The sequence below is a fragment of the Streptomyces sp. NPDC007875 genome (genome assembly GCF_042868035.1).
Lineage (GTDB): Bacteria > Actinomycetota > Actinomycetes > Streptomycetales > Streptomycetaceae > Streptomyces > Streptomyces antimycoticus.
This window is the reverse complement of record NZ_JBIADZ010000004.1, coordinates 461,865-483,615: the sequence shown is the minus strand read 5'-3', so window position 1 is coordinate 483,615 and position 21,751 is coordinate 461,865. Positions and strand designations below refer to the sequence as shown.

The window sequence follows — 21,751 nt, the reverse complement described above, 5'->3', positions numbered from 1 at the left end:
GCCCGTTCGGTCCGGTGCGGGGGCCGGTGGCGCGGTGCGGGTCTCGTCTCGCGCCTTCGGCGCCATTGAGCATGGGCACGGGGGATGGGGGGCGAGGGCCTCGCCGCCGGCCGACGGGCCGGTGGTGGTGGGCCCGGTGGCGGCTCCTGTGGCCCTGGGCTAGGACCCGACCGGACCGACGGCCCCTCCGGGTACCCCTTCCGAAAGCGCTTGATCTGAAGCAACTAATTTGTCAAACGTTTTCCAGGGGTACCCCACCCCCGGCGGTCCGGCATCGGCACAAGCCCCTGAGCACGGGAGCCGCCACTGGTCCCGCCATCCACGGCTCGCCGCCAGGCGACGAAGGGCGCCCCCACTCCCCGGACCCATGCTCATTGGCGACGAAGGCGCGAGAGGAGACCGTCAGTCGCCCGACGGTTCCCAGACCGCGCAGTCGTGGGCGAAAAGCACACGGTGGGGGTCGAAGTCGAGGAGGCGGGTCAGCCAGGGGCGGTACGGGGGAAGGGGAGGTGCCACGCCATCGAGGGCGGCCCTGCGGGCCAGGTGGTCCGAGGTGAACTCGGAGGCGAAGTCGTGGGCCTGACCGGCGAGGATCACCGTGCCGTCGGCCCGGCGGACGACCAATGACTGATGGCCGTCGGTGTGGCCGGGGGTCGGGATGATGTGGACGCCCGGCCAGGTCTCGGCCTCACCGCTGAGTTGCTCGTAGCTGGCGCCGGGAAAGTCCACCAGCTCGTCGAACGTGTAGTCGCCCCCGCGCGCGGTGGCCAGCTCCACGTCCTGGACCAGGATCGGCGTACCGCCCAGCAGGGGGTTGCCGCCGCAGTGGTCGAAGTGGAGGTGGCAGTTCACGACGAGGGAGACGTCCGCGAGGGCTACCCCGGCCGCCGACAGCGCGTCCGGTAGAGCGCGGCGACGGGGGCGGTAGTGCGCCTCGGTCTCGGGGTCGGCGGCACCGATGCCGGTGTCGAAGAGGAGTAGCCCCCGCTCGTGCCGCACCAGATAAGCGAGCACCGGTTCGACCCGTGGCTCCGGCCCGCCCGTTTCCGAGGCGGGCCGGACGAAGTAGCCGAGGTCGAGGCGGCGCACGGAGATGTCGTTGGCCATCCCGCCATGGTGGCGCGGTGCGCGGCGTGCTCGCTCGGCGGTCTGCCGAGGGCAGACGCGACTGCTGGGCCGTCTCCGCTCGTACTCACCATCTCGCCGCGACGACGCTCGCGAAGATCGGCGAATCCGATATCTCATGGCTCGCGGCCGAGCGAGCCATGCAGGCCGCGGACGAGTCGGGCGATCCTCTTGTTCTGGTTTCGGCCGCCCGCTCGGGTACGCATGCGCTGCTGGCAAACGGCCGATACGACGACGCCATGGAACTGGGCGAGACCACGGCGGGCGGCGCCGTCCGCCGGACGGACTTCAACACCCGGCTATGGAAGCCCGCGCTCGTCGCGGCCCGGGTGGTACCCGAGCCCGAGAAGGGTGAGCGGCACGAGGCGGCCCGCGAGCACGGCATGCACGCGCTACGGCACTTCTACGCCTCGGGCCTGCTGGACGCCGGGGAGAACGTCAAGGATCTAAGCGGCTATCTCGGGCATACTGACCCCGGCTTCACTCTCCGGACGTACAAGCACCTGATGCCCAGCAGCGAGGGGCCTACCGGAAGGCCAAGGCTGTACGAGACCGCCAAATTCGCGCCGGGCTCCCCAGAGGGACACGAGTATTTTGTAACGGGTTCGAAGCACTTCGGCCCCGATCTCCCCTGGGGCTAGGAACTGGCCCAAGAGCGGGGTTCTTCCTGGCAAGGTGGATGCGCTTTGCACCACCACTTTCCGCCTGCGTTCCACCTCGTGCAGTCCACTAGCCAAGGGCTCATGAAGCTGGAGCACCGCGCGGCTCAGGGCGTCCTTCCACGGACGCACCAGAGTCCGCAGGAAACCGCCTAACGACGGTTCAGCAGGGCCGTGGCGATGGTGACCTGGGCCGGTTCCAGGGTGGTCTTGCCGTCCTCGATGTCCCAGAGGGCGTTCTGCAGGACGCGGCCGAGGGTCCAGCCGGTGGCCCGCTGCCGGTCCAGGCCGAGGACCTCGGTCAGCAGATCGAAGCGGCGGAGCACCGCGCGCGTGGGGGCGGCAGTGGCGAAGATCTCGTCCCAGCGGTTGTCCAGCGCAGGCAGGAGCTCGAAGCCGGGGTCGCCGGTGAGCGGTTCGGGGTCGATGGCAAGCCAGGGCTCGCGTTCACCGGCGAGGATGTTGTCGTAGTGGAGGTCCCAGTGCAGCAGCCGTTCGCCGGGGTCCTCGAGGAGTTCGGCCACGGCGGAGGCGCAGGTTCGGATCAGCCGCCGTTCGGCCGGGTCGTGCAGGGCTGGTACGGCGTGAGGCGTCCGGTCGAGCATGGCGGTGGCGATGTCGGACAGCCGGCGCAGACCGTCAGGGGCGGTCACCGAGGTCAGCCGGGCCAGGAGGTCGGCCAGGATGCGCGTTGCGGCGGTGTCGTCGGGCACCGAGGAGAGCGGGCGGGTCGCGTCCAACCGTTCCAGCAGCATGGTGCCGGTGTCCGGGTCGTGGTCGAGCAGGCGCACCACGCCGTTGCCGTTCCAGGTCCGCAGGCCCAGCGCGGCGCCCTCGTTCTCCTCGCTGATCCGCTGGAGCTTCAGCACCGCCGGGGTTCCGTCGGCCCTGGTCACCGGGAGGACGAGCGAGGCCATGCCATGGGCGGCGGGGCCGGACGGGCGCAGCGCCCAGCGGTCGAGGAAGTCCGCGGCCAGTCCGGGCAGCGCGGCGAGCCAGGCGTGTCCGGCGGCGCCGCTGTGCTCGCCGTACGACGCGGCGAAGGCGTGGGGGATGTCGATGCGGGGCGACGGGCACATCAAGGGGGTGCCTCCCGGGGTCAGGGTGAGCGCAGGTAGTTGTAGACCGTGGCCCGTGAGACGCCGAGCAGTTCGGTGACGACCTGGACGGAGTGCTTCACCTGGAGGAAGCCGCTGGTCTTGAGGGTGCGGACGAGTTCCTTCTTCGCGGGGGTACCCAGGCTGCGCGGGGTCTGGCCGCGGGCGGCGGCGAATTCCTCGATGACGGTGCGCAGCTCCGCGGCGGTGCGGGCGCGGAGGGTCTCGGTGAGCGGTTGTTGCTGCTCATCGGTCCGGACGAGGTTGTTGAGGCTGCGGGCGACGCTCCCGAAGAGGGAGACGTCCAAGTTGAGGCAGATGGCGGCGACGTACTGGCCGGCGCCGTTCTTGATGCCGATCGAGGTGCTCTTCGCCGGGCGGCCGTCCGGGAAGCGGTTGGCGTAGTTCTGGACGATGTCGGGGAAGCCGGGGTCCTGTATCCGGGCCAGGCCCAGCTCGGTGGTGGGCTGGCCCACCTCGCGGCCGGAGAGATTGCTCTCGATGGCGCGGATGGACTGGTCGGGGTTGCGCAGATCGTGGAGGACCACCTCGCACAGCCCCGGGAACATCCGGCCGATGGCGACCACGATCTTCTCGGTCTCGCGCAGCAGCAGCTCGTCCTCGGGTGTTCCCGTCGTCTCCTGACGCCTCTCCTCGGTCATCCGAAGAGCTCCGTCATCGTGGGCGCCGCCTTCAGGCCCGACCCGGTCAGCAGCACCACCGTGGTCTCACCGGGGCGGATCGCGCCCCGGGCCCGGAAGACCTCGATCGCCGCGGCCGCCGTCGCGCTGGTCGGCTCCGCGTACAGCCCCATCGCGGCCAGCCGGCGGACCGCCGTGGCGATCGCGTCCTCCGGGATGGCCGCCATGTCGCCGTCCGAGCGGCGGATGGCGCGCAGCACCTCGGGGAAGCGGACGGGCTCGCGGATGGCCGTGCCCTCGGCGATGGTCGGGGCGTGGTCGAACGGCACCGGGGTCTCGGAGCCCGCGCGGAACGCGGCGTGGAGCGGTGCGCAGTGGGCGGGCTGGGCCACCAGCAGCCGGGGGCGGCGGGCGATCTGGCCCGCGGCGAGCAGCTCGGAGAAGCCGAGGTCGCAGCCGAGCACGGTGCTGCCCGCGCCCGCCACGGTCACCACGGTGTCCGGTGCGGTGAAGCCCAGGTCCTCCCACAGCTCGTACGCCAGGGTCTTGGTGCCCTGGAGGAAGAAGGGGTGCCAGTTGTGGCTGGCGTAGTACGTATGGGCCGACTGGCGCAGCGCCTCCGCCGCGGTGGCGTCCCGGTCGCCGGGCACCAGCTCGACCTCGGCGCCGTACGCCCGGCTCTGGAGGATCTTCGCGGGGGAGGTGGTGGCGGGGGCGAGGATCCTGGCCCGGATGCCGGCCGCGGCGCAGTACGCCGAGACGGAGGCCCCGCCGTTGCCGGAGCTGTCCTCGATGACCTGCCGTACGCCCCGCTGGGCGAGGAGCGAGATCATCACGCTGGTGCCGCGGTCCTTGAAGCTGCCGGTGGGGCTGAACCACTCCAGCTTGAACAGAATCCGATCCTCCCCCCAGTCCTTCTCGACCAGCGGGGTGCACCCTTCACCCAGTGACACCGGGGCGTCGATGCGCACCGGGAGGGCCGCTCGGTAGCGCCAGAGTGACCGGGCCCCGGTGTCCACCTGCTCGCGGGTGATGCCGGGCAGCGCGGAGACGGTGAGGGGAGCCCCGTCGTCAGCGCACCAGCGGGGGTCGTCGATGGAGTACGTGGCGCCGGAGCGCTCGTCGACGTAGTGGGCTTCGGCTCGTGGTTCAGCTCGCACCTTGGATATTTTGTTTAGTTCTATATACCCAGTCAAGGGCGGGGCGGGCGGCTCCAGTGGCTCGCGAGTGCGGTGCGAGAGCCGCTCAAGGGTGGGCGAACAGCCGTTCAAGCACCACCGCGACCCCGTCCTCTTCATGGGACGGCGCCACCTCGTCGGCTATCGCCATCAGATCCGGATGTGCGTTGCCCATCGCGACCCCGTATCCGGCCCAGCCCAGCAGCGGAAGGTCATTGGGCATGTCGCCGAACGCGATCGTCTCCGCGGGGGCGAACCCCATGCGGTCGGCGGCCAGTTGCAGCCCCGCCGCCTTGTCCGTGCCGGCGGGGAGCACCTCGATCATGCCCTTCTCGGAGTGGGTCACCGCCACCTCGCCCGCGCCCACCCGCTCCGCGGTCTCGGCGACGAGCCCGTCCGCCACCGCCCGATGGCGCATCAGCACCTTCTCGATCGGTGCCGCCCACAGCTCCTCCCGCTCGGCCAGCCCCCACTCCGGGCGCCTCCGGTCGGTGAAGCGGGCGGTGACGACGAAGCGGTTCTCGGGCGCCGCGGTCACCACGGCGAGCTCCAGCGGCCCCGCGCCCAGCGCCTCCTCCGTGCGCTCCACCACCGACCGGGCCAGCTCCCGGTCCAGCGACGCCGAGACCAGCAGCCGGTCCGCGGAGGCGTCGTACAACTGCGCGCCCTGTCCGCACACCGCGAGCCCCCGGTAGCCGATCGCGACCAGGAACTCCCGGCAGGACGCGGCCGGGCGCCCGGTGACCACCAGATGGCGCGCCCCGGCGGCCCGGACGAGGGCGAGCGCCTCACGGGTGCGGGGCGAGACCGTCAGATCCTTGCGCAGCAGCGTGCCGTCGAGGTCGGTGGCCACCAGCGGGAAGCGCGGCCGCCCGGCGGTACGGGGCCGGGGGAGCAGTACGCCCGGAGCGGCGACGGCTCCGGTGGCGGATACGGAGGAGGCGGGTACGGACGCGGATGCAGAAGCGTCAGCGGTGTCGGCGGTGTGCACGGTGGCCGGTGGTCCCTTTCGTCACGCTCATCGTGCTCATTCCGCGTCGATCAGCGCGACACATGGAGCCCCTGAACTCATGTCGGACATGCGGAACAGAGAATGGCGGCTCCGCCGGGGACGATCAAGCCGTGCAGATCACGGCCACCTGCTTCGGCAGCCGGTAGGGCAGCGAGCCGTACCACGCGCACGACAGCACGAAACCGAAGGAGAGACAGACGACGCCGCCGACCGCGTCCATCCAGAAGTGGTTGGCGGTGGCGACGATCACCAGCAGCGTGGCCGAGGGATAGAGCAGCCCCAGCGCCTTCACCCACACCGGACGGGCCAGCGTGGCGATGGTCAGACCGCACCACAGCGACCAGCCGATGTGCATCGAGGGCATCGCCGCGTACTGGTTCGACATATCGGCGAGGTTCCCCGAGGCCATCGAGCCCCAGGTGTTGTGCGCCACCACGGTGTCGATGAAATGGCCGCCGCTCATCAGCCGGGGCGGGGCCAGCGGAAAGAAGTAGTAGCCGAGCAGGGCCACGCCGGTGGTCGCGAAGAGCGCCAGCCGGGTGGCGGCGTAACGGCCCGGATGCCAGTGGTAGAGCCACACCAGCACGCCGAGCGTCACGATGAAGTGGAGCGTCGCGTAGTAGTAGTTCATGCCCACGATCAGCCAGCTGACCGAGTCGATCGCATGGTTGACGCCCCGTTCGAAGGCCATGCCGAGCCGGTGCTCCCACTCCCAGATCCAGCCCGCGTTGCGCAGCGCCTCCGGCCGCTGCTCCGGGACGGCGTTGCGAATCAGCGAATAGGTCCAGTAACTGACGGCGATGAGGACGATCTCGAACCAGAGTCGGGGCCTTCTGGGCGTACGCAACCGGTCCATCAGGGTGTGGTGCGGCGCCCGTGCCGCATCGGTGTCCGCGAGAGGTGCCGGGGTGGCCATTCGGCCCGCCGTCGTCCTGATAGTCGCTCCACCCATAGGGCAACAGTCTGCCAGACGACGTCCACCCGCAGATCATCCGCGGCATCGGGTCTTCGTTGCTTATGTCCTGGTCCGGGGGTCCTCTATAGGGCGTATGTGCACCTACGTCCCCCGGCCGCTAGGCCGCGCCCCGGCCGCCCGGCCCCGCGCCTCCACCCCGTGGGCCGACGCCGTCGAGCCGCGCACCACCAGTTCGGGGAGGAAGACGAACTCGCTGGGCGGGGCCGGGGTGCCGCCGATCTCTTCCAGCAGCGCCCGCACCGCCGCCTGCCCCATCGACTGCACCGGCTTACGGATCGTGGTCAGTGGCGGATCGGTGAAGGCGATCAGCGGGGAGTCGTCGAAGCCGACCACCGAGATGTTCTGAGGGACCCCCAGACCCCGCTGCCGGGCCGCCCGGATGGCGCCCAGCGCCATCATGTCGCTCGCGCACACCACCGCCGTACAGCCCCGGTCGATCAGCGCGGTCGCCGCCGCCTGGCCGCCTTCCAGGGTGTACAGCGAATGCTGGATCAGCTCCTCGGACTCCTCCGGGGAGAGCCCCAGCCGGTCCCGCATCGCCTGCTGGAAGCCTTCGATCTTGCGCAGTACGGGAACGAACCGCTTCGGCCCGAGCGCGAGACCGATCCGGGTGTGCCCGAGCGAGACCAGATGGGTGACCGCCAGCCCCATCGCCGCCCGGTCGTCGGGGGAGATGAACGGCGCCCGCACCTTCGGCGAGAAGCCGTCCACCAGCACGAACGGAACACCCTGGCCGCGCAGCTGGTCATAGCGCTGCATATCGGCCGAGGTGTCCGCGTGCAGCCCCGAGACGAAGATGATCCCGGCCACGCCCCGGTCCACCAGCATCTCGGTCAGCTCGTCCTCCGTCGAGCCGCCGGGGGTCTGGGTGGCCAGCACCGGGGTGTAGCCCTGCCGGGTGAGCGCCTGCCCGATGACCTGGGCGAGCGCGGGGAAGATCGGGTTCTCCAGCTCGGGGGTGATCAGTCCCACCAGCCCGGCGCTGCGCTGCCGCAACCGCACGGGCCGCTCATAGCCGAGGACGTCCAAGGCGGCGAGGACGGACTCGCGGGTGGCCGCGGCCACCCCCGGCCTGCCGTTGAGGACGCGGCTGACGGTGGCTTCGCTGACCCCCGCCTGGGCTGCGATGTCAGCAAGCCGTGCGGTCATGGAGTGGGACTGTACCGGTCGCGTGTCAGATTGCCCACCACGCGCACGAATCAGGCGGAATGCGTACGGTTCCGGCCCCGTACGAAAGCGGCGCCGATGACAGCAGCGCACGCCCCGGGGCCGGCAGTTCGACCTCTTCCCCGAGCGTGTTGAGCGTGCACACCAGGCCCGGCCGGGACAGCGCGAGCACCCCCGCCGGGGCCTCCAGCCAGCTCATCGGCCCGTCCCCCAGGCCGGGCAGCTCACGCCGCAGCGCGAGCGCCCCGCGGTACAGCTCCAGCGTGGAGCCGGGGTCGCCGGTCTGCGCCTCGACGGACAGCCCGGACCAGGCGTCCGGCTGGGGCAGCCAGCTACCGCCGGGGCCGAAGCCGTAACTGTCGCCGGAGCGGGTCCAGGGCAGGGGCACCCGGCAGCCGTCGCGGAAGCCGTCCTGACCGTTCTGGCCGTCCTCCCCGTCGGGGGAGGTGCGGAAGAAGGCCGGGTCCTGGCGCAGCTCGTCCGGCAGGTCGGTCACCTCGGGAAGGCCCAGCTCCTCGCCCTGGTAGAGATAGGACGAGCCGGGCAGCGCGAGGGTGAGCAGGGCCGCGGCGCGGGCGCGGGCGAGCCCCCGCTCCGGACCGCCACCGGCTCCGTCGGCGTAACGGGTGGTGTGCCGGACCACGTCGTGGTTGGAGAGCACCCAGGTGGTGGGGGCGCCGACGGAGCGGGTCGCGGCCAGCGACTCGTCGATCACCTCACGCATCGCGGCCGCGTCCCACGGGCACTTGAGGAACTGGAAGTTGAACGCCTGGTGCAGCTCGTCGGGGCGTACGTAGAGGGCCAGCCGCTCGGCGGTGGGCGCCCATGCCTCGGCGACGCCGATCCGGTCACCGGGGTAGGAGTCCAGCAGCCGGCGCCAGGAGCGGTGGATCTCGTGCACCCCGTCCTGGTCGAAGAACGGCAGCACCTGGGAGCCGATCAGCTTGGCCTGTTCGGTACGGCCGATATCGGGCAGCCCGGCGGCCTTGACCATGCCGTGGGCGACATCGATCCGGAAGCCGTCCACGCCCAGGTCCAGCCAGAAGCGCAGCACCGAGTCGAATTCGGCACGCACCTCGGGGGAGTCCCAGTTGAGGTCGGGCTGCTCGGGGGCGAAGAGGTGCAGGTACCACTCGCCGGGGGTGCCGTCCGGATCGGTGGTACGGGTCCAGGCGGGGCCGCCGAAAACCGACTCCCAGTCGTTCGGCGGCAGTTCGCCGTGCGCGCCCCGGCCGCGGCGGAAGTGGTACCGGGTGCGGGCCGCGCCGCCGGGCCGGTCGGCGAGCGCCTCGCGGAACCATGGGTGCTGGTCCGAGCTGTGGTTCGGGACGACGTCCACGATCACCTTCAGCCCCAGCTCATGGGCGGTGCGCACCAGGTCGTCGGCGTCGCCGAGGGTGCCGAAGAGCGGGTCCACGGTGCGGTAGTCGGCCACGTCGTAGCCGCCGTCGGCCTGCGGGGAGGCGTAGAAGGGGGTCAGCCAGACGGCGTCCACGCCCAGCCCGGCGAGGTGCGGCAGCCGCTCCCGCACCCCGCGCAGATCGCCGATCCCGTCGCCGTCGCTGTCGGCGAAGGACCGTACGTACACCTGGTAGATGACGGCGTCGCGCCACCATCCGGGGCCCTTTGACGGTCGCACCGGCTCGGTGGGGAGGGAGGTCGTGAGCTCCTGGGTCATGGCGCGAACGTAACAGCTCTGCAATGCCTTGCGGAAGAGCTTGCAGGGCGCGCTGGCGCCCTTCAAGGGGGCTCCGGTCGTGCTGTGGGCGCATGTCAAGCGCCTGAACGGGAGCGGAGCGGCTACCGCGGGGACACGCGGACGTAACGATGCCGAGTCCCTTGCAGAAATTTGCCGCAAGCTCTTTCGGCGGCCTCGCGGCCCTGTTACGTTCCTCCGCAACCCGGGGCCGCGACGGAGCGGCCGGCTTTGGAGGAGTTCAGATGCGACGTGGCATAGCGGCCACCGCACTCGTCGCGGCCATGGCGCTCGCGGCGACGGCATGCGGCGGTGACGACGGCGGCAGCGGCGGCGACAAGAAGTCCGGCGGCAAGCTCTCCGGCACCGTGACCTACTGGGATACGTCGAACGAGGCGGAGAAGGGCACCTACAAGGAGCTCGCCCTGGGCTTCGCGAAGAAGCACCCCGACGTCAAGGTCAACTACGTCAACGTGCCCTTCGGCGAGGCCCTGGCCAAGTTCAAGAACGCCGCGGGCTCCGGCGGCTCCGGCGCGCCCGATGTGCTGCGCACCGAGGTCGCCTGGACCCAGGACCTCGCCAACATCGGCTATCTCGCCCCGCTGGACGGCACCCCCGCCCTCGCGGACCAGTCCGACTATCTGCCCAAGGCCCTGGCCGGTGCCAAGTTCAAGGGCAAGACCTACGCCGTACCGCAGGTCATCGACACCCTCGGCCTCTTCTACAACAAGAAGATGCTCAAGGACGCCGGGGTCCAGCCGCCCAAGGACTGGACCGAACTCAAGGCCGCCGCCAAGAAGATCAAGGAGAAGACCGGCAAGACCGGTCTGTATCTGCGCGGCGACGACGCCTACTGGTACCTGCCCTTCATCTACGGCGAGGGCGGCGACCTCCTCGACACCGGTGCCAAGAAGGTCACCATCGACGACGAGCCCGGCGTCAAGGCGTTCGCGGCCGCCCGGGACCTGGTCACCTCCAAGGCGGCGGAGACCGACGCCACCGACGGCTGGGACAACATGCAGAACGCCATCAAGAACGGCGACGTCGCGATGACGATCAACGGGCCGTGGGCGATCGAGGACACCCTGGCCGGCAAGGCGTTCAAGGACAAGTCCAACCTCGGAGTGGTCCCCGTCCCGGCCGGCAGCAAGGGCCAGGGCGCCCCGCAGGGCGGCCAGAACCTCACCGTCTACGCCGGGTCGAAGAACCTGGACGCCTCCTACGCCTTCGCCCAGTACATGAGCTCGGCCGAGGTCCAGGCCAAGACCACCGAGAAGCTCTCGCTGCTGCCCACCCGCACCTCCGTCTACTCCGACAAGTCGGTCGCCGCGAACGCCAATGTGAAGTTCTTCAAGGCCGCCGTCGACAAGGCCGTCGAGCGCCCCTGGATCCCCGAGGGCAACAGCCTCTTCCAGGCGATCCTGGTGCAGTTCCCGAACGTCCTCACCGGCAAGACCTCACCCGAGAAGGCCGCGAAGTCGGCCGGTGACGCGTACCGCAAGCTCCTCAAGGGCGACTGGAAGTAGGGCCGGCGACGATGGCTGTCGACACCAGCCGGCCGCTGGACCCGGCCGCGGGCGCGAAGGGCGCCCGCGGCCGGGGCGGCCGGCTTCACAAGGACGGCACTCCGCCGCGGGGCCGGATCCGCAACGCACTGGCCCGCCATTGGTACGCCTGGGCGATGGTCGCGCCCGTCGTGATCGTCATCGGGCTGATCATCGGCTATCCGCTGGGCCGCGGCCTGTATCTGTCGCTGACCGACGCCAACGAGGCCAACGTCGAGCGCACCATCGGGATCAACCACATACCCGCCACCTACAAGACGGTCGGCCTCGACAACTTCAAGGCCATCCTGGAGGACCAGGTCTTCTGGGACCGGCTCGGCTGGACCGTCACCTGGACCGTCTGCTGTGTGGCGCTCACCTTCTCGATCGGCCTGGGCCTCGCCGTACTGCTCAACCGGCGGTTCGCCGGGCGCACCCTCTACCGGTCGCTGCTGATCCTGCCCTGGGCCGTCCCCGCCTTCGTCTCCGTCTTCGCCTGGCGGCTGCTCTACAACGAGAAGAACGGCATCCTCAACAAGGTGCTGGACGGCGGCGGGATCGACGCGGTGCCCTGGCTCAACGACCCCACCATGGCCAAGGCCTCGGTGATCGCCGTGAACATCTGGCTCGGGGTGCCGTTCATGCTGGTCGCGCTGCTCGGCGGATTGCAGTCCATCCCCGGTGAGCTGTACGAGGCGGCCGAGATGGACGGGGCGAGCCCCTGGCAGCGGTTCCGCCACATCACCCTGCCCGGGCTGCGCTCGGTCAGCTCCACCGTGATCCTGCTGTCCACCATCTGGACGTTCAACATGTTCCCGGTGATCTTCCTGCTGACCCGCGGCGGACCCGGCGACGCCACCGAGATCCTGGTGACGTACGCCTACCGGCTCTCCTTCGTCAACAGCCCGCGCGACTTCGCCGGCGCCTCGGCCTGGGGTGTGCTGATCCTGCTCATCCTGATGCTCTTCGCGGTGGTCTACCGCCGTTCGCTCCGCAAGCAGGGAGAGGTGTGGTAGCCATGCGCGACCAACGACGCGGCCCGCTCGCCTCCGTCGGGCTCCACACGACGCTCGTCATCGCCTCCGCCGTCGCGGTCTTCCCGCCGCTGTGGCTGGTGGTGACCTCGTTCAAGCCCAAGAGCGAGGCGTTCAGCACCGATGTGGTGAAGAACCCGACGCTGCGGAACTATCAACACGTCCTGGGCGACACCGAGTTCCTGACCTGGTTCGGCAACTCGCTGTTCATCGTGGTCATCACCACGATCCTGGGCGTCTTCATCGCGGCCACCACCGGCTACGCCGTCAGCCGCTTCCGCTTCCCCGGGATGCGCCCGCTGATGTGGCTGCTGCTGATCACCCAGATGTTCCCGGTGGCCATCCTCATCGTGCCGCTGTACAACATCATGTCGACGCTGGGCTGGCTCAACCAGCCGATCTCGCTCATCGTCACCTACCTCACCGTGGCCGTGCCGTTCTGCGCCTGGATGATGAAGGGCTTCTTCGACACCATCCCGGTGGAGATCGACGAATCGGGCCGGGTCGACGGCCTCAATCCGTTCGGGACCTTCTGGCGGCTGGTCGTCCCGCTGGCCAAGCCGGGGCTCGCGGTGACCGCGTTCTACACCTTCATCACCGCCTGGGCCGAGGTGGCCTACGCCTCCGCCTTCATGACGGGCGAGGACAACCTCACGCTCGCCGCCGGGCTGCAGACCTTCGTCAACCAGTACACCTCCGACTGGGGCTCCATGACGGCCGCGGCCGTCATGATCGCCATCCCGGCGGCGCTGGTGTTCTCCTGGGCCCAGCGCCATCTCGTCGCCGGGCTCACGGCCGGAGCGACCAAGTCGTGACGAGCCCACCCGCGGCGGGGCCGCGGCTCGCCGATATCGCCGCACAGGCCAAGGTCAGCGAGGCCACGGTCAGCCGGGTGCTCAACGGCAAGGCGGGGGTGGCGGACACCACCCGGCAGCGGGTGCTCGCCGCCCTCGACGTCCTCGGCTACGAACGGCCGGTGCGGCTGCGGCGGCGCAGCGCCGGGCTGGTCGGCCTGGTGATCCCGGAGCTGACCAACCCGGTCTTCCCCGCCTTCGCGCAGATCATCGAGCAGGTGCTGGCCGGCCATGGCTACACCCCGATCCTGTGCACCCAGATGCCCGGCGGCGCCACCGAGGACGAGCTGGTGGAGCAGCTGGAGGAGCGCGATGTGGCGGGCATCGTCTTCATGTCCGGACTGCACGCCGACACCACGGCCGACCCTGCCCGCTACGCCCGGCTGGCCGGCCGCAAGGTGCCGTTCGTGCTGATCAACGGCTACAACGAGCACATCCAGGCCACCTTCGTCTCACCCGATGACCGGGCGGCGGCGCGGATGGCCGTCCGCCATCTGTCCGCGCTCGGCCACCACCGGATCGGCCTCGCGGTGGGGCCCGCCCGCTACGTCCCCGCGCAGCGCAAGGTCGAGGGGTTCCTCGCGGCGAGCACCGAGCTGCTCGGCCGATCGCCCGACGAAGCCGGGGAGTTGGTGCGGCATACCCTCTTCAGCGTCGAGGGCGGGCAGGTGGCGGCGGCCACCCTGCTGGACCAGGGCTGTACGGGCATCGTGTGCGGCAGCGATCTGATGGCGCTCGGGGTGATCCGGGAGGCGGCCCGGCGGGGGCTGCGGGTGCCGCACGAGGTGTCGGTGGTCGGCTTCGACGACTCTCCGCTGATCGCCTTCACCGATCCGCCGCTGACCACCGTCCGCCAGCCGGTGCAGTCGATGGCGACGGCGGCGGTGGGGGCGCTGCTGGAGGAGATGGCCGGAAACCCGGTGCAGCACACGGAGTTCGTCTTCCAGCCGGACCTGGTCGTCCGCGGATCGACGGCCCAGGCGCCGCCGGACAGGGCCTAGGCCCCGGCGCCCCGTCGCCCGCCGGGCACCTGGATGCCGTAGCGGGCCATCTTGCGGTAGATGGTGGCGCGGCCCATGCCCAGCTCGGCCGCGGCCCGTGCCACCGTCGTGCCCGGCTCGGTCAGGCAGCGCACGATCTCGTCGCGTTCGAGAAGCTGCAGCCGGGTCAGCCGGCCGCCCGAGCGGGTGAACACCTCGGCCGGGAGATGACGGGCGTCGATCACATCCGTCCTGGCCGCCGCCTCCCGCACCACCCGGCGCAGTTGATGGACGTTCCCGGGCCAGTCATAGGAGGTCAGCGCGCGGGTCGCGGCAGGCGTGAAGGTCACCGCGCGGCCGCGGTACCGATGGGCGAAGTGGCGGGCCAGGGGGAGGATGTCCTCGGGCCGCAGGCGCAGGGCGGGCACCTCGACCACCGTGTCGATCAGGGGGCTCAGCGCGTCCGGGATCGCGGCGTACCGCTGGGCCGTGACGGCGAACGGCTGCGCACGCCCCGCGCCCTCCCCGCCCGTCCGGCGCACCCGGCCGAACAACCCGGCCAGCTCGGTGGCGGCCCAGGCCGGCAGCCGGTCCACACCGGAGACGACGACGCAGGTGCTGTCCTTCTCCAGCTCGGGGGTCCACAGCCGCAGCCAGGCAGCGACCTCGCCGGGAGCGGGCGGACCAGCGCTGAGCAGGCGCTCCCGTGTCCCCATCTGCCGACGAGCGGTGGAGAGCAGCGCGGTCTTCCCCGCGCCCGGTTCACCGACCACCGCGACCACCCGCCCGCGGGCCAGGGCCGTACGTGCTGTCGCGAGGGCGTCCGTCCAGCCGGGGGAGAGCGGCCGGTGGGCGTCGTCGGGCTGCTCGTACCGGTCGGCATACACCCGGAACACCCGACCCGGCGGAGGGAGTGGCCGGCCCTTCCGTCCGGTGCCCCGGGCCAGCATCAGCGCTGTGGTGTTCCCGGCGGTGGCCTGCGCCAGGGCCAGCAACAGCCCCGATGACGAGTCGGACCAGGTGGTGAGGTTGACGCTGCCGGCGACCCCGCCAGTGACGGGGTCGAGCACCGGTGCCGCGGCACAGGTGTATCCCCGCAGACCGGCGCAGTAGTGCTCGTCCGCCCTCACCAGTGACGGAGCGCGGTCGGCCAGGGCGAGGCCGAGCCCGTTGGTGCCCACGTCCCGTTCGGCGAAGGAGAAACCGGGCGCCAGATGAACCCGGTCGAGGGACCGGCTGATCGAGGCGTCGTCGCACATTCGGCACAGCACCAGGCCGTCGCTGTCCGCGATCATCATGCTGACCGCCTCGTTGGCGAGCGTCCCGCGCAGGCCCCGCAGCGCCTCATGACCGCATTCGTAGAGCAGGGAGGCGGTGTCGACCGAACCGGTGAACACCGGCCGCATCTCCTCCGGCGACAGGCCGTAACGCTCGCTGCGCTGCCACGATGCGAGCAGGCGCGGGGCCAGGCGGCGGCTGTCCACTTCGACCTCCAGGGGACACGGCAAGCGTGGCCAAGGTACTCCCCGCCGGGCCGTCCCCCGACGGCGGGCGTCTCGAAATGAGACACCCGGCACCTCGCTGACGTGGGTAGACGCTGCCTAGCGTGGCTCTTCGGACGGGGCCGACCAGTCTCCCCGCGCGCTACCTCTTCCCGAGGAAGGAGAACGCTTCATGAAGGCAGTCCAGGTCGTGGGCTACGGCCAGCACCCGCGGCTGGCCGATGTGCCGAAACCCGAGGTCACCGGCCCGTACGACGTGATCGTCAGGATCGGCGGCGCGGGCGTGTGCCGCACCGACCTCCACATCCTCGAAGGCCAGTGGGCGGACAAGTCCGGGGTGAGCCTGCCGTACACCATCGGGCATGAGAACGCCGGCTGGGTCGACGCGGTGGGCAGCGCGGTCACCAATGTCGCCGAGGGCGACAAGGTCATCGTGCATCCCCTGATCACCTGCGGTCTGTGCCCCGCGTGCCGGACCGGCGACGACGTCCACTGCGAGGAGAGCCTCTTCCCCGGCATCGACACCGCCGGCGGCTACGCCGAGTATCTGAAGACCTCCGCCCGCAGCGTCGTGAAGATCGACGACTCCCTCGAACCCTCCGACGTCGCGGCGCTCGCCGACGCGGGGCTCACCGCCTACCACGCCGCGGCCAAGGCCGCCGGACGGCTGCGCCCCGGGACCAGGTGCGTGATCATCGGAGCGGGAGGGCTGGGACACATCGGCGTGCAGGTGCTCAAAGCCCTCACGGCCGCCGAGCTCATCGTGGTCGACCGCAACCCCGACGCGGTCGATCTGGCCGTCTCCATCGGCGCCGACCACGGGATCGTGGCGAACGGAGGCCAGGTCGAGGAGGTGCTCGAGCTGACGGGCGGACAGGGCGCCGAGACGGTCGTCGACTTCGTCGGTGAGGGCGGTGCCACCCGGGACGGCGTGCGCATGCTGCGCCGTGCGGGCGACTACCACGTGGTGGGGTACGGCGAGAACATCGATGTGCCGACGATCGACATCATCTCCGCCGAAATCAACTTCATCGGCAATCTCGTCGGCTCCTACACCGATCTGTGCGAGCTGATGGTGCTCGCCGCCCAGGATCGGGTGCGCCTGCACACCACCACCTACCCGCTGGACCGATTCCAGGACGCCCTGGACGACCTCGACGCCGGACGCATCCGCGGGCGCGCCATTCTCGTCCCCTGACCGCCGCCCCTGGAACACCGCCGCCCCTGGAACACCGCCGACCCCGCAACGCCGCCGGTCCATGCCAACGGGCCGGCTGATCCGCAACAACGTGAGGAACCCCCAAATGATCTTCATCACCGCGAAGTTCCGTGTTCTGCCCGAGCATGCGGACCGGTGGCCCGAGATCGCCGGCGATTTCACCCGGGACACCCGCGCCGAGCCGGGCTGTCTGTGGTTCGACTGGTCCCGCAGTGTCGAGGACCCGGACGAGTACGTCCTGGTCGAGGCGTTCCGCGACGAGGAGGCCGGTGCGGCCCACGTCAACTCGCCGCACTTCAAGGCAGCGCAGCGGACCCTGCCGCCGCATCTCGCCGCGACTCCGCGGATCGTCAATATGAACGTCCCGCAGGAGGACTGGTCCCTCCTCGGGGAAATGGCCGTCGAGGACCGCGACTGATCCATGGCCGTCGAACCGGTCCGGCCGGCCGGGCGCGTGGGGCCCTTGACCGGACCCCCGACCGGCCGGACCGGAGAACGGGGTTGAACTTAACACCGCCGCAATGGCTTGCGAAAGGTCTTGCAACGAGGAGAACTCGCGAGTACGGTCCGGTCACCACCCCAGGACTGACGTCTTGCAGCAAGAACCTTCAACTGGCCTTACGGGCATGGCGCGTTGCCGCATGAGGCTCAATCGTCACCCCAGCTCTTCCCCCCCCACGGAGGAACGATGGCCGGCAACCGCATTTCCCTTGCCACCGCACTCGCCCTCGCGGCGGGCTCGGTGGCCCTCTTCGCGCTGCCCCCGCAGACGGCTCAGGCGACACCGCCCGGTACCAAGGACGTCACCGCCGAACTCTTCGAGTGGCGTTACGACTCCGTCGCCAAGGAGTGCACCAGCACCCTCGGCCCCGCCGGATACGGCTATGTCGAGGTGTCGCCCGCCACCGAGCACATCCAGGGCGGCCAGTGGTGGACCTCCTACCAGCCCGTCAGCTACCAGATCGCCGGGCGGCTCGGCGACCGCACCGCCTTCAAGAACATGATCGACACCTGTCACTCGGCGGGCGTCAAGGTGGTCGCCGACGCGGTCATCAACCACATGTCCGCCGGATCCGGCACCGGCACCGGCGGCTCCTCGTACACCAAGTACACCTATCCCGGGATCTACCAGGCCCAGGACATGGACGACTGCACCTCGCAGATCAGCAACTACCAGGACCGCTGGAATGTGCAGCACTGCGAGCTGGTGGGCCTCGCCGACCTGGACACCGGTGAGAGTTACGTCCGCACCCGGATAGCGCAGTACCTGAACGACCTGCTCTCGCTCGGCGTGGACGGCTTCCGCGTCGACGGCGCCAAGCACATCCCGACCGAGGACCTGGCCGCCATCAAAAGCCAGTTGAGCGACCCCGGCGTCTACTGGAAGCAGGAGGTCATCTACGGCGAGGGCGAGGCGGTCTCCCCGACGGAGTATCTGCGCAACGGCGATGTGCAGGAGTTCCGCTACGGCCGTGACCTCAAGCGGGTGTTCCAGGGCGAGAAGCTGGCGTCTTTGAAGAACTTCGGCGAGGGCTGGGGCTATATGGCGAGCGGCCAGTCCGGTGTCTTCGTCGACAACTGGGACACCGAGCGCAACGGCTCCACCCTCACCTACAAGAACGGCGCCGACTACACCCTCGCCAACGTCTTCATGCTGGCCTGGCCCTACGGCTCCCCGGACGTCCACTCCGGCTACGAGTTCAGCGACAACGACGCGGGCCCGCCCAACGGCGGCACGGTGGGCGCCTGTTACCAGGACGGCTGGAAGTGCCAGCACAAGTGGCCCGAGATCATGAGCATGGTCGCCCTCCGCAACACGGCCCGCGGCGCATCGGTGACCAACTGGTGGGACAACGGCAACAACGCCATCGCCTTCGGACGCGGCGACAAGGCGTACGTGGCCATCAACCACGAAAGCGGCTCCCTCACCCAGAGCTTCCAGACCTCGCTCCCGGCCGGCGGCTACTGCGATGTGCAGAGCGGCAAGGCCGTCACGGTCGACTCCTCGGGGAAGTTCACCGCCACGCTGGGCGCGAATACGGCGGTGGCCCTGCACACCGGCGCCCGTAGCTGCGGGTAGGCCGCGGCCTTCACCGGCGGCCCCGGAGGCAAGGGGCTCCGCCCCTGCCCCGGGGTTCCGGCTTGGGCCCGGGATTCCGCTCCTGGCCTGGGCCCGGGGCCCGTGTCCCGGGCCCCGGGGTTCCGCCTGCCCGGCCGTCGCCCCGGGCATCAGGTACCGCACCAGGCCCCGGGCTCCGCCACTGCCCCGGGCATCGAATCGCCCCCGACGTCCGCCCCCGCTCCCCGGGCGGGGCCGGAGGCCGCCTCCGGCCCCGCCCGGGGAGCGGGGGCGCGGAGCCCGCACCCACACCACACCTCAAGGAGCCACCAGCCCCGTGAAACCCCCGAGAGCCACCCTCTTTCGCACCGCCGCCGCGCTCGCCACCCTGGCCTTGGGCGCGGCGGCCGTGCCCGCCGTATCGCAGACCGCCCGGGCCGCGGCGCCCGCCACCTCAGCGGGGCCCGCCGAGGCGCAGTGGATCGACCGCGCCACCGTCGTGTGGAAGGCCGAGCACACCGCCGAGACCGTCGAGGAGCTGAGCTACGCCGACGGCGGCACCCTGCGGCTGACCCCAGCCTCCCTGACCGACGCCCAGAAGGCTGCCTACCCCCATCTGGCCGGCCGTCCCGCCTACCGCCTCGACCCGCGCGACCGCGACAAGGCCGCCACCGCGCTGCGCGGGCCCCTCGCCGCCGTGCAGCGCGCGGCCGACGACCACGACCACGTGCTGCACCGCACCGGGGTGCAGATCCCCGGCGTCCTGGACGACCTCTACGCGGACCGGGCGCGCTCGGCCCGCCTCGGTCCGGTCTTCCACGGGGCTCGCCCCACCCTCTCGGTGTGGGCGCCGACCGCCCAAAGCGTGTCGCTCGACCTCGAAGGGCGCACCGTCGCCATGCGGCGGGACCCCGGCAGCGGGGTGTGGAGCGTGACCGGCAGCCCCGACTGGCGGGACAAGCCCTACCGCTACCGGGTCAAGGTGTGGGCGCCGAGCGTCGGCAAGACCGTCACCAACGAGGTCACCGACCCCTATTCGACCGCCCTGACCGCCGACTCCGCACGCAGCCTGGTCACCGACCTGGCCGACCCCCGGCTCGCCCCCGCCGGCTGGGCCGCGTTGCAGAAGCCCAGGGCCGTCCCGCTGCGCGACGCCCGCATCCAGGAGCTGCAGATCCGCGACTTCTCCATCGCGGACCGCACCAGCGCTCACCCCGGCCAGTACCTCGCCTTCACCGATCCCGACTCGGACGGGATGCGGCACCTCGGGCGGCTGGCCCGGTCCGGCACCTCGTACGTCCACCTGCTGCCCGCCTTCGACTTCGGCACCGTCCCGGAGCGGCGGTCCGACCAGGCCAGGCCCGGCTGCGATCTGGCCGCCCTGCCCGCCGACTCCGACCAGCAGCAGAAGTGCGTGGCCGAGACGGCGGCGAAGGACGGCTTCAACTGGGGCTACGACCCGCTGCACTACACCGTGCCGGAGGGGTCCTACGCGAGCGACCCGGACGGCCCGGCCCGCACCCGCGAGTTCCGGCAGATGGTGCAGGGCCTGGCCCACGCCGGGCTGCGCACCGTCATGGACGTGGTCTACAACCACACCGTGGCCGCCGGACAGGACGAGAAGTCGGTGCTCGACCGGATCGTGCCCGGCTACTACCAGCGGCTGCTGGACGACGGCGGCGTGGCCACCTCCACCTGCTGCCCCGGCACCGCGCCCGAACACGCGATGATGGGCAAGCTGGTGGTGGACTCGATCGTCACCTGGGCCAGGCAGTACAAGGTCGACGGCTTCCGCTTCGACCTCATGGGCCACCACCCCAAGGCCAACATCCTGGCCGTACGCAAGGCCCTCGACGCCCTGACCCCCGCCAAGGACGGGGTGGACGGCAAGTCGATCATCCTCTACGGCGAGGGCTGGAACTTCGGTGAGGTGGCCGACGACGCCCGCTTCGTCCAGGCCACCCAGCGCAATATGGCCGGCACCGGCATCGCCACCTTCAGCGACCGGGCGCGGGACGCGGTGCGCGGCGGCGGGCCGTTCGACGAGGACCCCCGCGTCCAGGGCTTCGCCTCCGGGCTCTTCACCGACCCCAACGGGTCGCCCGCCAACGGGAGCCCGGACGAGCAGCGGGTCCGGCTGCTGCACGCCCAGGACCTGATCAAGGTCGGGCTCTCCGGCAACCTCGCCGACTACGGCTTCACCGACACCGGCGGACGCCGGGTCAAGGGCTCCGAGGTCGACTACAACGGCTCCCCGGCCGGCTACGCCGCCGCCCCCGGCGACGCGCTCGCCTACGCCGACGCCCATGACAACGAGACCCTCTACGACGCGCTCGCCTACAAGCTGCCCGCCGCCACCTCGGCCGCCGACCGGGCCCGGGCACAGGTGCTGGCCCTGGCCACCGCCGCCCTCTCCCAGGGCCCGGCGCTCAGCCAGGCCGGCACCGACCTGCTGCGCTCGAAGTCGCTGGACCGCAACTCCTTCGACAGCGGGGACTGGTTCAACGCCATCCATTGGGATTGCGCGTCCGGCAACGGCTTTGGCCGGGGGCTGCCCCCGGCGGCGGACAACGAGCCCAAGTGGCCGTACGCCAAAGCCCTGTTGACCAACCCTGCGGCACGCCCCGGCTGCCCCGAGATCACGGGCGCCTCGGCGGCCTACCGGGATCTGCTGCGGATCCGCACCACCGAGAAGGCGTTCAGCCAGGCCACGGCGGAGGAGGTGCAGAAGGCGCTGTCCTTCCCGCTGTCGGGGACCGGGGAGACGCCGGGCGTCATCACCATGCGGCTCGGCCGGCTCGTCGTGGTCTTCAACGCCACCCCGTCCCGGCAGTCACAGACCGTCCCCGACCTGGCCGGAAGCCCGTACACCCTGCACCCGGTCCAGGCGCACGGCGCCGACGCCACGGTGAAGACGTCCCGGTACGAGCGCGCGAGCGGCACCTTCACGGTGCCCGGCCGTACGGTGGCCGTCTACGCGGCTGGGGGCTAGGCGGGGGCCCGGCGGA

The 21,751-nt window shown here is 70.9% G+C and carries 16 protein-coding genes and 2 pseudogenes; 9 read left to right on the top strand and 9 right to left on the bottom strand.

Features of this window, described 5'->3' with window-relative positions:
* Positions 1-402 precede the first annotated feature (402 nt).
* Positions 403-1,107: an N-acyl homoserine lactonase family protein gene (locus ACFYOY_RS11520; RefSeq protein WP_388586209.1), complete on the bottom strand. Its 705-nt coding sequence runs from the start codon at positions 1,105-1,107 to the stop codon at positions 403-405.
* A gap of 53 nt (positions 1,108-1,160) precedes the next feature.
* On the opposite strand from ACFYOY_RS11520, the pseudogene ACFYOY_RS11515 reads away from it, so the two are divergent.
* A pseudogene (locus ACFYOY_RS11515) lies at positions 1,161-1,766 on the top strand (hypothetical protein); the annotation flags it as partial.
* 170 nt (positions 1,767-1,936) lie between these two features.
* Here ACFYOY_RS11515 and ACFYOY_RS11510 read toward each other — a convergent pair.
* The 7 genes from ACFYOY_RS11510 to ACFYOY_RS11480 form a co-directional block, all read right to left on the bottom strand.
* Positions 1,937-2,863, bottom strand: coding sequence for an aminoglycoside phosphotransferase family protein (locus ACFYOY_RS11510; protein ID WP_351899133.1), 927 nt, complete (start codon positions 2,861-2,863; stop codon positions 1,937-1,939).
* Between the two features lie 20 nt (positions 2,864-2,883).
* A complete protein-coding gene (locus tag ACFYOY_RS11505; RefSeq protein ID WP_351899138.1) occupies positions 2,884-3,543 on the bottom strand; it encodes a PAS domain-containing protein in 660 nt (219 codons plus the stop codon).
* The gene (locus ACFYOY_RS11500; RefSeq protein WP_351899141.1) at positions 3,540-4,820 is read right to left on the bottom strand and encodes a threonine synthase; all 1,281 of its coding nucleotides are present in this window, start codon (positions 4,818-4,820) and stop codon (positions 3,540-3,542) included. The genes ACFYOY_RS11505 and ACFYOY_RS11500 overlap by 4 nt, the downstream gene beginning before the upstream one ends.
* Positions 4,768-5,691: an HAD family hydrolase gene (locus ACFYOY_RS11495; protein WP_388586205.1), complete on the bottom strand. Its 924-nt coding sequence runs from the start codon at positions 5,689-5,691 to the stop codon at positions 4,768-4,770. Before ACFYOY_RS11495 ends, ACFYOY_RS11500 begins: the two co-directional genes overlap by 53 nt.
* A gap of 124 nt (positions 5,692-5,815) precedes the next feature.
* A complete protein-coding gene (locus ACFYOY_RS11490) occupies positions 5,816-6,628 on the bottom strand; it encodes a phosphatase PAP2 family protein (protein WP_388586202.1) in 813 nt (270 codons plus the stop codon).
* A gap of 141 nt (positions 6,629-6,769) precedes the next feature.
* Positions 6,770-7,837, bottom strand: a complete 1,068-nt coding sequence (locus ACFYOY_RS11485) for a LacI family DNA-binding transcriptional regulator (RefSeq protein ID WP_351899158.1) — start codon at positions 7,835-7,837, stop codon at positions 6,770-6,772.
* A gap of 25 nt (positions 7,838-7,862) precedes the next feature.
* The gene (locus ACFYOY_RS11480) at positions 7,863-9,533 is read right to left on the bottom strand and encodes a glycoside hydrolase family 13 protein (RefSeq protein ID WP_351899164.1); all 1,671 of its coding nucleotides are present in this window, start codon (positions 9,531-9,533) and stop codon (positions 7,863-7,865) included.
* A gap of 263 nt (positions 9,534-9,796) precedes the next feature.
* Here ACFYOY_RS11480 and ACFYOY_RS11475 point away from each other — a divergent pair, with 263 nt between their 5' ends.
* From ACFYOY_RS11475 to ACFYOY_RS11460, 4 genes are read left to right on the top strand one after another with little or no spacing between them, the layout of a single operon-like run.
* Entirely contained in the window at positions 9,797-11,077 is a 1,281-nt protein-coding gene (locus ACFYOY_RS11475; RefSeq protein ID WP_351899169.1) for an extracellular solute-binding protein, read from the top strand.
* A gap of 11 nt (positions 11,078-11,088) precedes the next feature.
* Positions 11,089-12,111 (top strand): sugar ABC transporter permease, encoded by a 1,023-nt coding sequence (locus tag ACFYOY_RS11470; RefSeq protein WP_351899174.1) that lies wholly within the window; start codon positions 11,089-11,091, stop codon positions 12,109-12,111.
* Positions 12,112-12,113: 2 nt separating this feature from the next.
* On the top strand, positions 12,114-12,944 hold the full coding sequence (locus ACFYOY_RS11465; protein WP_014060142.1) for a sugar ABC transporter permease: 831 nt from the start codon (positions 12,114-12,116) through the stop codon (positions 12,942-12,944).
* Entirely contained in the window at positions 12,941-13,984 is a 1,044-nt protein-coding gene (locus ACFYOY_RS11460) for a LacI family DNA-binding transcriptional regulator (protein WP_351899183.1), read from the top strand. The genes ACFYOY_RS11465 and ACFYOY_RS11460 overlap by 4 nt, the downstream gene beginning before the upstream one ends.
* On the opposite strand, the gene ACFYOY_RS11455 is transcribed toward ACFYOY_RS11460, so the two are convergent.
* Complete coding sequence (locus tag ACFYOY_RS11455) at positions 13,981-15,447, bottom strand: helix-turn-helix domain-containing protein (RefSeq protein ID WP_388586195.1); 1,467 nt, start codon at positions 15,445-15,447, stop codon at positions 13,981-13,983. The genes ACFYOY_RS11460 and ACFYOY_RS11455 overlap by 4 nt on opposite strands.
* Before the next feature lie 190 nt (positions 15,448-15,637).
* Here ACFYOY_RS11455 and ACFYOY_RS11450 point away from each other — a divergent pair, with 190 nt between their 5' ends.
* The 4 genes and pseudogenes from ACFYOY_RS11450 to pulA all read left to right on the top strand — a co-directional run bounded on the left by ACFYOY_RS11450 (position 15,638) and on the right by pulA (position 21,735).
* On the top strand, positions 15,638-16,663 hold the full coding sequence (locus ACFYOY_RS11450) for an NAD(P)-dependent alcohol dehydrogenase (protein ID WP_388586192.1): 1,026 nt from the start codon (positions 15,638-15,640) through the stop codon (positions 16,661-16,663).
* Positions 16,664-16,769: 106 nt separating this feature from the next.
* On the top strand, positions 16,770-17,102 hold the full coding sequence (locus tag ACFYOY_RS11445) for a putative quinol monooxygenase (RefSeq protein ID WP_078641034.1): 333 nt from the start codon (positions 16,770-16,772) through the stop codon (positions 17,100-17,102).
* A gap of 270 nt (positions 17,103-17,372) precedes the next feature.
* Positions 17,373-18,761 (top strand): annotated as a pseudogene (locus ACFYOY_RS11440) (alpha-amylase family protein); the annotation flags it as partial.
* 319 nt (positions 18,762-19,080) lie between these two features.
* Complete coding sequence (pulA, locus tag ACFYOY_RS11435; RefSeq protein ID WP_351899204.1) at positions 19,081-21,735, top strand: pullulanase-type alpha-1,6-glucosidase; 2,655 nt, start codon at positions 19,081-19,083, stop codon at positions 21,733-21,735.
* Positions 21,736-21,751: the final 16 nt, after the last annotated feature.